Below are 13,174 nucleotides of genomic sequence, written 5' to 3'. Positions count from 1 at the left end.
TCGGTCACGTTCCACGAACATAAGCTGACGATAGATTCGGCTAGTCGGTTAGTTTGATAACTATTGTACCACGACTGAACTATTATCTAAAAATATACTGTAAAAACCTCTTATCTCTTGTTGGACGTTCATTATTGTACAGTTGCATGAAAATGGTTTTTGGTTTTCAGAATATTAATGATAAGATACAAGTAACGTTTCAATACCCCTTAAAAAGTACCACTTTACCTGGAAAAGGAGCTCATACAATATGCTGATTGCTTTAGATATGGATGGAACATTACTGAACGAAGAAGGAAACATCAGTCCAAAAAACCGCGAAGCTATTATAAAAGCTCAGAAACTAGGTCACATTGTTATCATTGCCACAGGCCGCTCTTTTATGGATGCAGAACGTCAGCTTCGGCTAGCGGATCTGGAATGTCCTGTAGTCAGTCTAAATGGCGCAGTCGTCACATTATCTGATCGCACCCTCGCGGCAAGCACGCCGCTGAATAAAGCAGACATCATTCCCGCTCTGCGCTGGATGAACGAAATTCCGGACTTGTATTACGAGGTATACACTGAGGATAACGTTTATGTAGAGCTGAACAAACGTGTACGGTTAGAGAAATTATCTGCACTAAGCGATGAAGAAGTTCCTGAAGAAGTCAGCTGGCTGCTGAAAGCAATGATCGATCAACAGTTTCAACAAGCAGCGGTTACCTATGTGGAGAGTATGGAAGAGGTGTGGAGCAAGGAGGAAAATGTTATTTATAAAACATTGGCTTTTTCTCTAAACCGAGAGCTGCTCAAGGAAGCTTCCACCCGCTTCGCAGCTATTCCGGGCTTAATTATTACCGCCTCCCATGTAAATAATATCGAGATTAACCATGAGGAGGCCAACAAAGGCTCCGGTGTAACCATGCTTGCTGACCATTATGGTATCCCGCTAGCGGATGTAGCTGTTATGGGCGACAGTTATAACGATCAGCCGATGTTCGAGAAAGCCGGCTACCGGATTGCTATGGCTAACGCAGCGCCAATTCTTAAGGAAATGGCGGAATTCATCACCACCAGTAATGAGGAAGACGGAGTCGCGGCAGGAATTGAGCATCTTTTGAAAAGAAATTCTAAAAAATAATTTCTGCATAAAGCAGCGGATGCACAAATAGCACCGTGGGCAGTTCTGCTCACGGTGCTATTTGTGGGTTTATTTTTGCTGGGTAGGGGTCTCTCATTTACACTTTAGGTTTAGGTTTAGGTTGTGGCGTGCCTATAGCTTACTTGTGGCTTGCCTATAGCTTACTTATCGCTTTCCTGTAGCTTACTGTGGCTTACCTATAGCTTACTTATCGCTTTCCTGTAGCTTACTGTGGCTTGCCTATTGCATCCCCCGTCCCTCTCAAGAATTAGTTGTACTTCGTACAGTTAAATGCCCTCTTTTAGGCGCTAATTCGGATTTAATTGCACTCTGTACACTTATATTCAGCAAATCTATTCAAAACGCAAAAATTCGCGATTTTTAACTGTACAAACTACATCTAAATCGCAAGACATTCGCTACTCCACGAAATAGTTGCACTGAATACATCTATTTCACTTCAGCCGGTCAATCTATCCATATCTATAGCTGCCCCAGGTTAAAGCGAACTACCTTTCCATTCATCCCAAATCATCAAGGAAGCTGTCCTCCCCCTCCCATTCGGCAGACACTCGTACGTAGTCATCCACCTCAGGAAATTCCAACAGTTCAATAATAATCAATTCGAGCGCTGTAATGGCCCGCAGTCCATGCTTCGTACCAGCAGGTACCGTGACCGTGTCCCCGGCGGCAACCGCATGAAGATGGCCATTCATCCGGTATTCTCCATTCCCAGAAAGAAAAGACCAAACTTCTTTAGTATGCCGATGAAAATGGTAGCTGGTGTGCTCGCCTGCCAAAATAGTTATTTTAGAGGTCGTAACCTCAATACCTGCCGCCGTACGAGAGAAGTCCAAAATGCGTGAGGTGCCCCAGCGTTTTTCTTCAATCATCGGCTTCGCTGCAGGGCCCTCCAGCTTCTGCTTAATTCGTTTTGCCTGCTCTATCCCAGCAACCAAAATGCCATCTGGCCCCGACGCCACGATTAAACCAGGAGCGCCGATGATATGCACAGGACAAGAGAGTTCGTTGATCAAATGGGTACCTTTTGAATCCTCAGAAATACTCCCACTGCCAATTACTCTTCCTTGCAAATGGGGAACAAGTGCATCCCAGCTGCCAATATCCGCCCACACCCCAATATAGGGGATGACTATCGCACGCCGCGTGTGTTCTAGCACCTCATAGTCAAAGCTTCGTTCTGGCAATTGATCATAATGCTCCATAAACTCCATGTAATCTACTGGAAGATCCCGTTCCACCATACTTGAGAGCAGGTACCCTAATGAGCAGGAAAACACGCCGCAATTCCACAGTCCTCCCTGAGAAATGAACTCGGCGGCTGTCGATTCGTTCGGTTTCTCCGCAAACTGCTTAACATTTAAAAAAGACGTCCCCCCTACCCCAGACCCTTCACCCGGCAGAATATAACCGAACTGTGTAGAAGGAAATTCAGGTAAAACACCAATTAAAGCAATGTCCGCTTGTGATTCGGCAAGCACACTTGGAAATTGATGAAGCTGTTTAAAAAAAGAAGTCTCCACATACGAATCCACCGGAATGACCACTACGATCTCTTTTGAGTCCATACCCTTCACAGAATGCAGATAACTTGCCGCCAGAGCTACTGCAGTAAAAGTCCCCCGTTTCTGCGGCTCCGCTAATAAAGGGACTTGAGCACCAACGGATTTGCGAGTAATCTCCACCTGACTGCGATGAGTCACTATGCAGCTTGAATCCAACAAACCTACCTCTTCCAGCCCTCTGCATACCCGCTCGATCATCGACTCCATACCGCCAGCTTCTGTTGGAAGCAGCCTTAAAAAAGCTTTTGACCTGATCTCATTTGATAGCGGCCACAACCGCTTCCCCGATCCCCCTGAAAGGAGTACGATCTGCAACCCTATCGCCCCCCTGCGCTGGATTTAGCCCCCGGTGTTCTCACATACCCCTTTCGTTTATGAAAAGACAATGATCTATACTTCTCAGCCAGCTGATTCACTTTCTGCTTGGATAGCTGTCCTGCATTCATATGGAGACCTTTATTACGCGCTTTTTGAATTTTCATTCCCTCGCGATTCTTCGAATACAGGTAATTGGCATAGGTTTCGAATTCGGAAAAGGCAAATTGCTTGGAGCGGTTCATACTGTGTAAAATAGCTCGATACCAGGGCATTTGGTGTTTTGCTTCTATCTCTCTTTTCATTTGGGCCAATTGACTGCGTTCAAACAGCATATAATGGGTCACAAATGATGATTTTGCGGTCACCTTGCGGCCCATGAGTTTCTTATAGGTTACAAAATACTGTGGTTGGCTCCAGTTCCGGCTGTAAAAGAGTGTCTTGCCATTCGCCCGAAAATGGTGGGGGGTGATCAGAACGGTATCCGCATCAATGACCAAAAAATAATCCGCCGTGCAGAGCTTGTCGCCATTCAGCTTCAGCAGCTGTTGGAATAGCCAGCCGGAACGTTCCCAGGTGCGTGAGCGGTAATGAATGTCTTTTTTCGTAATCGGCAGCACCGTATTCTCGTCAATAAAGGTACAGCCTTTTGTGCGGCAGAACTCAATCATCCGTTTCTTTTTGGGAGCAACAATTAATATCCGGCCGATGGGATGCTTAACCTGCTTTCTAACAGCGTCAATCACATGGGGAAGGGTCTGTAAATCTTTTTCAATCGCGGGAATCAGTACATCTATAGTAACGGCATGTCTGATGCGGGCCTTACTGGGCGAGGGCATAGGGTCATCTCCATATCATGTTTTTGCTTTAGGATATGAGCATGATAGGAAAAGGGAATGGGCATCACAGAATTGTTCAGGAGAGTGGCAAATGTGCGCTGGACAAGCCTGCGATGCGCGGGCAGAAATTTTTATATTATAAAAATAGAAGCAGACCTGCACCCGGCGCCCTTTACTGGGGCATATATGCCTCTCTTTTCGCTTATGGAGGCGGATTTGCCCTTTTCTAGGGCATTTTTGCCTCTCTTCCACGTCGCTGCTCCTCTTCTGCTTCTTTCTAGGGCATATATGCCTCTCTTTTCGCTTACAGAGGCGGATTTGCCCTTATTTAGGGCATTTTTGCCTCTCTTCCACGTCGCAGCTCCTCTTCTGCTCATTTCTAGGGCATATATGCTTCTCTTTTCGCTTATGGGGGTGGATTTGCCCTTATTTAGGGCATTTTTGCCCCTCTTCTACATCGCAGCTCCTCTTCTGCTCATTTCTAGGGCATATATGCCTCTCTTTTTGCTTATGTAGGCGGTTTTGCCCTTATTTAGGGCATTTTTGCCTCTCTTCCACGTCGCTGCTCCTCTTCTGCTCATTTCTAGGGCATAAATGCCTCTCTTTTCGCTTACAGAGGCGGATTTGCCCTTATTTAGGGCATTTTTGCCTCTCATTCCCTCCACGCAGCCACTTTCCATCCAATCTACGGGATTTATACCGTACATTCCGCCCACGCAGCCACATTCCACCCAATCTACGGGATTTATACCGTACATTCCGCCCACGCAGCCACTTTCCATCCAATCTACGGGATTTATACCGTACATTCCGTCCACGCAGCCACATCCCAGCCAATCTACGGGATTTTTACCGTACATTCCGTCCACGCAGCCACTTTCCAGCTAATCTACGGGATTTATACCGTACATTCCGCCCACGCAGCCACATTCCAGCTAATCTACGGGATTTATACCGTACATTCAGTCCACGCAGCCACATTCCAGCTAATCTACGGGATTTATACCGTACATTCCGTCCACGCAGCCACTTTCCATCCAATCTACGGGATTTATACCGTACATTCCACCCACGCAGCCACATTCCAGCTAATCTGCGGGATTTATACCGTACATTCCGCCCACGCAGTCACATTCCAGCCTATCTACGGGATTTATACCGTACATTCCGCCCACGCAGCCACATTCCAGCTAATCTACGGGATTTATACCATCGTTGTGTCCCACTCCCACACCAATCCCCAGATTTTTACTGGCCCAATATCCAACACTTTTCCTGTGCAGTAAAAAGCCTGGGATGGTATATTGTAGATTGGCTAAATTTTCGGCACATTTTAAGATGAACTCAAACATCATAGAACTAGATTTGTTGAGACCACTCTATACAGAAATAATGAAGGTGAATCTATTGAATAAGCTTTTATTTCATAATATCCCACTGGGAGCTACTGGTGAGCGGATCCCGCAAGCGGCTGTGGCCTCAGCGCAGACAAGCCAAGAGCTGGTGAAGCGGGAGGATGAGGACTCCGCTTTTTTTCGCAGGCTGGAAGAAGGCGGCATCTTACTCAACCGTCCGCAGATTTCTGCGGTACGGCATCATAAAGGGCCGCTTCTAACACTGGCCGGCGCAGGCTCCGGCAAAACCTCGGTTCTGATCTGCCGAACCGGTTATTTGTTGTCCGTGCGCGGTGTCTCGCCAAGTCAGCTGCTATTGCTGACTTTTTCGAGTAAAGCTGCGGCGGAAATGCGCGAACGGATCGCCCTATTACCGGGAGTAGGCCCAGCGGACGTCGCGCGGCTGCAGGCCCGCACGTTTCATTCCTTTTTCTTATTTTTCTTGCGCAGACAAGGATTGCAGCAAGAGATTTTCAGTGAGACGCGGCGCCAGCACATCCTGTTGAAACAAATCATGCGTGAGCTAGGGCTACCTAAAGATGCCTATCCACCGGAAACGCTACTCTCCCTGCTCTCTTCCTGCAAGATGAACATGGGTACCGTAGAAGGCTTGCCTGAAGGAACCACCGCTGAAAAAGAAATGAAATCCATTCTGGAAATCTACGAACAATGGAAACTAGACAATTTTAAAATCGACTTCGACGATGTCCTCTTAATCGCCTATCGGATGCTGAAGGAGCGTCCTACGCTTTTACAGGAATTGCAGATGAGATATCTATACGTGATGGTGGATGAGTTTCAGGATACCAATGCCCTGCAGTACGAGTTAGTCAAAATGATTGCTCACCCGCAGCATAATCTGATGGTGGTTGGCGACGATGACCAGACGATTTATTCCTTCAACGGGGCACGCAGTGAATTCATTCTGGAATTCGAGAAGCTGTACCCGGGAGCAAGGGTTATTACACTTGATATTAATTACCGTTCTGGTCCAGCTATAGTCGGACTCGGCAACGGTATTATCCGGCACAATACGCGCCGGCGTTCCAAAACCCTGCAAGCTGCCAAAGGCAGCGGGAGTCAGCCCCGGTATATGCGTCCCCAGACAGCAGACGAGGAAGCCGAGCAGATGGTTGAGCATATTTTAAACGAGGTTTCGAGCGGCAAAAGAGAATATAGCGACTTCGCCATGTTATATAGAGCGTCCAGCAGCAACCGGGCCGTTCTGGAATTACTTCTTTTACGCGATATTCCCTATATTGATTATGGAGAAGGGCAATTACTGTACGAACACTGGCTAATTTCCCCGGTCGTGGATCATATGCGTCTCTCCGTGAATCGGCGGAATTTTGCGGCTATGGAGAACATCCTGCCTACTCTTTATATGAACCGTGAAAAAGGTATGAATCACATCCGGCAGATGGAAGCTAGACAACCAAAGCAAGGCCCACTAATCCATCTGTTGTCCATGCCCGGCATGGAGGATTTCAAGGGCACTAAGCTTAGAGAGCGGCTGGATCTAATTCGCAATATGCGCGAGTTAACCCCAGTCCAAGCGATTCGCCAGGTCCGCACGCAATTCTATGATTATTTCATCGAAGCGAATGAGCGGCATCAAGCAACCTTGCATCGCGAAACGTTAAAAGAAATGCTAGATGAACTAGAATCGTCTGCAGAGCGATTTGATAGTATTCCTGCCTTTCTGGATTTCATAGATAATGTTACGGAACGTAATGAACATAATCGTCAGCCAAGCACCAAAGAACAAGGGAATCGGATCGCGCTTATGACCATTCACAAATCCAAAGGATTAGAGTTTCCTGTGGTCTTTTTGATTGGAGCCTCTGAAGGAATTCTCCCGCATAGCTCCGCCCTGGAGGGGGACCGGCTCAAGGACCGCAAGCTGGCCGCTGCAAATAGTGGGAGTTCAAGCTTGGCTGCCCTGGAAGAGGAGCGAAGACTGGCTTACGTAGCTGTTACTAGAGCCCGGGAAGAGCTGTTTATCAGTTCACCTGCGAGGCATCGGGGCAAAAAAGCAGAGGTCTCCCGCTTCATGTTATCAGCCTTCCGCTCTGCCGTTTCTTCCACAGCAACGACTACGGTGAGCAGAACAGTGACAACAAGATCCTTACCTACCAGCCGGACAACTGCGACAAGAACCCTTGTCGTTGCGGTATGGAATTGTACCAGCAGTACCTGTCCTGGCTGGACACGCATGAAAGCGGGCGGAGCTGAGGATCATTTAACCTCAAAGCCCTGCCCGTTATGTAGTTCCCCTATGGCAAAGGACCAACGAGAAGTTCCTGTATGATTCAACGCAAAAAAAGCAAGTTTCCTCTTCCCTGGAAACTTGCCTTTTTTATAAAAATATAGGTTTAAGCTGGAGTTACTACCGCTTCTTCTTCCTCTTCTTCATGCACGGTCTTGATCTGGATCATTACGGTTGACGGTTCGGTCAACACTTCAATACCGTCCTTGAAGATCAGATCAGAGACGAGCAACTGGTCGCCAATATCCAGTCCGCTGATATCCACTTCCATGGAGGTAGGCAGATCTTCAGGCATACAGCGAACTTCCACTTCATAAATTTCAACCTGAAGCGTACCGCCTGCTTTAATCCCTACGGCTTCACCTGCAAAATGAATAGTCACCTTGCTGTCCATGCTCTTTTTCATATTTACATGTTGGAAATCAATATGCAGAATTTTGCCGGACAGGGTATCCTTCTGAATGTTCTGAACCACGACCGGAACCTCCAGCTCTTCCGATACCTTACCTTGCAGAATTGCGCGCGGATTCTTTTTGAGAATGTCCAGAAGTTCTTTTTCATTCACTTCCAACGTCAGAGTCTCTTTACCAATACCATATAATACAGCCGGAATACGTCCTTGCTTACGCGCCTGATTGATGTTGGACTTGGTGTCAGTCTTACGTGTGTTGAATTGAATAAACTTATTCATTGGGTTTCCCGCTCTCTTTGACCATAAATTCTTGTCACACTAAGTGTAACATGACCATATAATCTAGTCAAACCAACTGGAAGAATGCTAGGATTCGTATTCGTCAAAAGGGTCCGCGATCTCAATCTCATATGCTTCAGCATCACTCACCCCTACAGATAATACCGCCCGGCCTCCTCCAAGACGTTTCAAGCCACCGCTAAAGATGACATCCTCCAGTTCTTTGCGCTTGCCCGGGCCCGCCGGAAAATCACTGCGGACTGCAATTATTTTGACCGGAGTTGCTTTATAAGTCTCAGGATTCAGCGAAAAAGCCATGGCATAATAGTGTTTGTTTCCGGCGCTATCGAAGCAAGCAATGTGGCCCAATACGCCCACCATTCCACCCCGCAGCAGATGAGCTTCATTGGCTCCCCCCCACTCTTCGGGCACGAATTGATCCTGAAGCACCTCGGCATCAATAAAGGTCTGCTCATTCAGTTCGTCCAGCGAAGGAATCACTGTGAACCCAATCTGTCCTCGCCCACCCCGTTCGCCCTGTGGCCGGGTAAATACGCCTACACTGCCATTATCAAGCTCGATAAGCCGGATATCCTTCATCGTGCCGGGACCTGAAGAAAAGTGGGTTAAAGAATCGATGTGATACCCCCTGTAGAATTGGGTCACCCAGGAGGTAATCCGGTGCGGATCATCCGCTGCCGTAATCACTTCCACCCCGCCCACAATAAGTTCCCCCCTGATCCGGGTCCAGCACGGGTCCTGTAAATTGTACGTATGCGTATGCGCACGAGGCCTCCAGACTCCATCATGGCATGTAAAAAAGAAGACTTGAGAGAACTCACTGTCCCGTTCCTCAACTCTTCCCATTAGTACTTCCTCCCCGTTATACATAAACGGGGCGGTTATATTATAGACATCCCGGTGCCCGACACCGGTGAACGTCAGTTTATTTACTATGGTTGTACCGCGTCCGGCATGATATGTATCCAGAAGCTGCTTACAGGTGGCTGTCCGTGCCGGGTTCCTTGTCATCATCGTCCTCCTCATAATCATTTGAACGATCGATTACCCAATCGTTGTCTTCCGCATCCATGGCGATCAGCTCGCCGGGCTGGACATTAAAGTATACACATAATTTTAGCAGCAGATCCCTTGGATACTGCACCATCTCATTCTTGTACATTCGGCGTACTGAATCAAAGTGGTAATTGATCTCTTTGGCAAGCTTACGGATCGATAATTTCGGATCATGCCTCAGCATGACCTCGCTCAGTTTACTGCGTATGACTGGCATTCATCCACCTCCTCCCATAATATATCCGCACTCACCCAAGGAGTCAATTAAATTGACAAGATTAAATGGTCATGTTACAGTGGGATTAGGAAATAATTTGCAACATTTCTAATTTCAGAAAAAACAAATACCTTTCCCTATTCAGAAAATAAAGTCTTCTTTATTTTCTTTTTTTGTATCCAGACCAATCGCAAGACCATTAGGGAGGCTCTTTGAATGAAAAATACAGTCCGTAATCACAACATCGTGTTCCTGGGAACCAGTCTGCCGCGAGAGTGCGGTATCGCCACGTTCACACAGGATCTGCTAGATGAACTTATCCACCTTCCCGGCTTCAACCCGCCCCGGATTATTGCCATAAACAACAATGAAACCTACGCTTACGATCAGCAGGTAATACGGCAGATCGACCAGCATAATTACGCAGATTATATAGATACGGCCGATTTCCTCAACAATTCCGATACCGATTTGTTGGTCATCCAACATGAATTTGGCATCTACGGCGGAGAAAGCGGTGAATACCTGCTGCCCTTTGTCGAACGTTTGAACATTCCGTATGTTGTTGTTTTTCACACAGTGTTGACCAAGCCCTCCCCTAAGCAGCATCAGATCATCCGATGTCTGGCCGAGCGTAGCGTGCAGGTTGTGACGATGGCGGAATCAACCCTTACTGATTTATCTACTATTTATGAGATCCCAGTTTCCAAAATCACATTCATCCATCACGGTGTCCCTCAAGTGAGCACAGCTTCACGCTCCAGCCTCAAAGCACAATACGGTTATCCAGACCGCAAAATCCTCTCCACCTTCGGCTTCCTCAGTCCCGGCAAAGGGATTGAATACAGCATCGAAGCTATGCGCGGCGTGGTCAAGCGACATCCCGAAGCACTTTACATTGTCTGGGGCAAGACCCATCCGGTCGTCAAGCTGGAATCCGGCGAAGTTTACCGCCAGAAACTGACGGACCTCGTAGAAATGTTTGACCTGCAGGACAATGTCCAATTCGTCGATAAGTTGCTGACCCAAGAAGAAGTAATAGAGTCCTTGGTCATGTCAGATATCTATGTGACTCCTTATCTGGGTAAGGATCAGGCCGTCAGCGGCACCCTGGCCTACGGGGTCGGTTATGGCCGGGTCATCGTGTCAACTCCTTACCGCTACGCCCAGGAAATGTTGGCAGAAGGCCGCGGTCTACTGGCTGATTTCCATGATTCTGCTTCCTTGGAAGCCTGCATTTTGCGCTTGCTGAATAGCCCCGCCCTGGTGCAAACGATGGAAGACCGTACGTTGAAGCTCGGGCTCACTATGCGCTGGAACGAAATCGCCAAAATCTATGCCGCCTTGTTCCACAGCCATATCCAGAGCTCGGCGTCAGCTGATCGGAGCGTGATTTAATGGAAACCTCCACCACAGTACAGGCTAAACCAGGCTATCTGCGCAGAATCACGGACGATACAGGAATCTTTCAGCATACCAAGTTTGGGGTTCCGGACCGTTCCAAGGGCTACACTACCGATGATAACGCCCGCGCCCTGATTGCTGCGGTCTTAATGTACGAGAATTCCCGGGATGCCGTGGCACTCGATCTCATTCATACGTATATCTCTTTTATCTATCATTCCCAGACAGCGGACGGCAATTTTCGCAATTTCATGGATTATAACCGCTCCTTTATAGAGGATAAAGGTTCTGAAGATTGCCAGGGACGTACCTTGTGGGCACTCGGGTTCGCCTTGTCGCATGCTGCTTCCCTGCCCGATAACCTGATGAATACCTGCCGGTATTTGATCAATCAGGCACTGCCGCATCTGGAAGCCTTGGGCTCACCTCGGGCTGGAGCCTATGCCATCATCGGCCTAAGTTATCTTACCGAAGCACCGGGCTCATTAGGTTATGCTTTTCCATACCCGCATACTGAAAACACGACCGAAGAAGCCGCCTTTCTGCCAAGGGCAACCATTGAGAGTCTGATCGAAAATATTGCGGTTCGGCTGCATAATCAATATACCCGCTATAAGGGGCACGGCTGGAATTGGTTCGAGGACAGCATCACTTATGGCAATTCCATGCTGCCCTGGGCTCTGCTTCGGGCCTTCCTGATCTCCGGGAATAAAGACCTGCGGGAGACCGCCAAGGAAAGCCTGGATTTCCTAGCTTCCACCACCTTCTCCAGCAAAGGTTACTATAAACCGATCGGCAGCCATGGCTGGCTGCTGCGTGATGGGCTGGCTGCACCCTATGATGAACAGCCCATTGAAGCCTGCGAGATGCTGCTGGCCTGCCGGGAAGCAGCTGTTGTTCTTGAGGACCCCGCCTATCTTACGCAAGCAGAATTATGCTACAACTGGTATCTAGGGCATAATTCCTTGGGAATCCCTCTGATCGATCCGCAGACTGGTGCTTGTTATGACGGCATCCATGCCGCGGGGCTCAACCTGAACCAAGGCTCGGAGAGCATTATATCCTTCACAATTGCCCGGTTGGTGATGCATCATGAATAAATATGCTACGATCCTAGCCGGCGGGGGCGGAACACGGTTTTGGCCCCTATCCAGACAAGAAATCCCAAAGCAGCTGCTGAATATTAGTGGCAACGACATTATGCTAAACGATACGATTGAACGCTTCAAAGGGATTATTCCTCAGGAGAATACAGTTATCGTTACTAATCGTACCCAAGCAGTATTGTTGGAGAGTATTATGCACAGCAGCGTTCTCAAAGCTAATATTCTAATTGAACCTGTGGCGCGAAATACAGCCGCTAGCATTCTTTTTGCAGCATTATCTATAGAGAAATCTCATGGCAATTCTTTGATGGTCGTCCTGCCTTCCGATCACTATATAACGGATGAGGAACAATTCCGTCTTACACTAGACGAAGCCTGTACTGTTGCCATGGAGTCAGACAAAATAGTAACCATCGGAATCAAGCCTACTTTCCCATCTACTGGCTACGGCTATATTGCCTTTGATAAGACGCCGATTGCGACAAGCCCAGTGGCTGTATATGATGTAGATGAATTTGTAGAGAAACCAAACTTTCAGAATGCACAGAGTTATCTGGCATCCGGTAATTATCTATGGAATAGTGGGATTTTTATTTGGCAGACCTCTGTCATTATTGATAATTTCAAACGTTATCTACCTCGACTCTACAAAACCATGCTGCCCATCAGTGATTATTTGGGTACAGATCAGGAAGAGGAAGTTATTAACGCCATCTATCCAACGCTTCAGAATATTTCGATTGATTACGGCATTTTAGAACGCTCTGATGAAGTTGTCGTGCTTTCCGGGCAGTTTGGCTGGAATGATATTGGCAGCTGGGATGCACTGGGTTCAATCTTCCCTCCGGATGATGCAGGCAACATTATAAAAGCAAATCATGTGGGGATAGATACCCATAATTCAATCATCTATGGAAATGGCAGACTGATCACGACCATTGGTGTAGACGGGTTCATCATTGCGGATACTGGGGATGCACTATTAATCTGTCCCAAGGACAAAGCGCAGTCAGTCAAAGATATCGTGGAGCTTCTAAAGGAACAGGGAATGACAGAATATATCTAACAAAAAGGAATGCAAAAAGACGGGCCATTGCAGTACATGCATGGTCCGTTTTTCATCTCATTATATAAGTTGAACAGTTTATAAATT

General features: G+C 47.6%; 13 protein-coding genes. 5 read left to right on the top strand and 8 right to left on the bottom strand.

Going from position 1 to position 13,174, the window contains the following annotated elements; all coding sequences use genetic code 11:
- Positions 1-250 precede the first annotated feature (250 nt).
- Positions 251-1,123, top strand: coding sequence for a Cof-type HAD-IIB family hydrolase (locus tag MHH50_RS01625; RefSeq protein ID WP_340033883.1), 873 nt, complete (start codon positions 251-253; stop codon positions 1,121-1,123).
- 521 nt (positions 1,124-1,644) lie between these two features.
- On the opposite strand, the gene MHH50_RS01620 is transcribed toward MHH50_RS01625, so the two are convergent.
- The 5 genes from MHH50_RS01620 to MHH50_RS01600 all read right to left on the bottom strand — a co-directional run bounded on the left by MHH50_RS01620 (position 1,645) and on the right by MHH50_RS01600 (position 4,946).
- A complete protein-coding gene (locus MHH50_RS01620) occupies positions 1,645-3,024 on the bottom strand; it encodes a sugar phosphate nucleotidyltransferase (RefSeq protein ID WP_340011809.1) in 1,380 nt (459 codons plus the stop codon).
- A 2-nt stretch (positions 3,025-3,026) separates the two neighbouring features.
- Positions 3,027-3,863 (bottom strand): DUF6492 family protein, encoded by an 837-nt coding sequence (locus MHH50_RS01615; RefSeq protein ID WP_076124729.1) that lies wholly within the window; start codon positions 3,861-3,863, stop codon positions 3,027-3,029.
- A 131-nt stretch (positions 3,864-3,994) separates the two neighbouring features.
- The gene (locus tag MHH50_RS01610) at positions 3,995-4,240 is read right to left on the bottom strand and encodes a hypothetical protein (protein ID WP_340033882.1); all 246 of its coding nucleotides are present in this window, start codon (positions 4,238-4,240) and stop codon (positions 3,995-3,997) included.
- Between the two features lie 75 nt (positions 4,241-4,315).
- Positions 4,316-4,723, bottom strand: coding sequence for a hypothetical protein (locus MHH50_RS01605; RefSeq protein WP_340033881.1), 408 nt, complete (start codon positions 4,721-4,723; stop codon positions 4,316-4,318).
- A complete protein-coding gene (locus MHH50_RS01600) occupies positions 4,713-4,946 on the bottom strand; it encodes a hypothetical protein (protein WP_340033880.1) in 234 nt (77 codons plus the stop codon). Before MHH50_RS01600 ends, MHH50_RS01605 begins: the two co-directional genes overlap by 11 nt.
- 324 nt (positions 4,947-5,270) lie before the next feature.
- On the opposite strand from MHH50_RS01600, the gene MHH50_RS01595 reads away from it, so the two are divergent.
- Complete coding sequence (locus tag MHH50_RS01595; protein WP_340033879.1) at positions 5,271-7,568, top strand: UvrD-helicase domain-containing protein; 2,298 nt, start codon at positions 5,271-5,273, stop codon at positions 7,566-7,568.
- A 64-nt stretch (positions 7,569-7,632) separates the two neighbouring features.
- Here MHH50_RS01595 and MHH50_RS01590 read toward each other — a convergent pair whose 3' ends face one another.
- From MHH50_RS01590 to MHH50_RS01580, 3 genes are all read right to left on the bottom strand, one after another.
- Positions 7,633-8,217, bottom strand: coding sequence for a 50S ribosomal protein L25 (locus MHH50_RS01590; RefSeq protein ID WP_076101172.1), 585 nt, complete (start codon positions 8,215-8,217; stop codon positions 7,633-7,635).
- 87 nt (positions 8,218-8,304) lie between these two features.
- Complete coding sequence (locus tag MHH50_RS01585) at positions 8,305-9,252, bottom strand: DUF1861 family protein (RefSeq protein WP_139330081.1); 948 nt, start codon at positions 9,250-9,252, stop codon at positions 8,305-8,307.
- The gene (locus MHH50_RS01580) at positions 9,215-9,511 is read right to left on the bottom strand and encodes a helix-turn-helix transcriptional regulator (RefSeq protein ID WP_076127054.1); all 297 of its coding nucleotides are present in this window, start codon (positions 9,509-9,511) and stop codon (positions 9,215-9,217) included. Before MHH50_RS01580 ends, MHH50_RS01585 begins: the two co-directional genes overlap by 38 nt.
- A 216-nt stretch (positions 9,512-9,727) precedes the next feature.
- Here MHH50_RS01580 and MHH50_RS01575 point away from each other — a divergent pair, with 216 nt between their 5' ends.
- Genes MHH50_RS01575 through MHH50_RS01565 form a run of 3 tightly spaced genes read left to right on the top strand, consistent with a single transcriptional unit; the run spans position 9,728 to position 13,087 of the window.
- Complete coding sequence (locus MHH50_RS01575; protein ID WP_076275948.1) at positions 9,728-10,909, top strand: glycosyltransferase family 4 protein; 1,182 nt, start codon at positions 9,728-9,730, stop codon at positions 10,907-10,909.
- Positions 10,909-12,015 carry a glycosyltransferase gene (locus MHH50_RS01570; protein WP_076219709.1) on the top strand — a complete coding sequence of 369 codons (1,107 nt, stop codon included), beginning with the start codon at positions 10,909-10,911 and terminating at the stop codon, positions 12,013-12,015. The genes MHH50_RS01575 and MHH50_RS01570 overlap by 1 nt, the downstream gene beginning before the upstream one ends.
- Positions 12,008-13,087: a mannose-1-phosphate guanylyltransferase gene (locus MHH50_RS01565; protein ID WP_076127047.1), complete on the top strand. Its 1,080-nt coding sequence runs from the start codon at positions 12,008-12,010 to the stop codon at positions 13,085-13,087. The genes MHH50_RS01570 and MHH50_RS01565 overlap by 8 nt, the downstream gene beginning before the upstream one ends.
- Positions 13,088-13,174: the final 87 nt, after the last annotated feature.

The sequence above is a fragment of the Paenibacillus sp. FSL H3-0302 genome (assembly GCF_037982245.1).
In the GTDB taxonomy this organism is placed as follows: Bacteria; Bacillota; Bacilli; order Paenibacillales; family Paenibacillaceae; genus Paenibacillus_AQ; species Paenibacillus_AQ odorifer.
The sequence above is the reverse complement of the archived record's forward strand: the minus strand, read 5'-3'. Positions and strand labels throughout refer to the sequence as shown.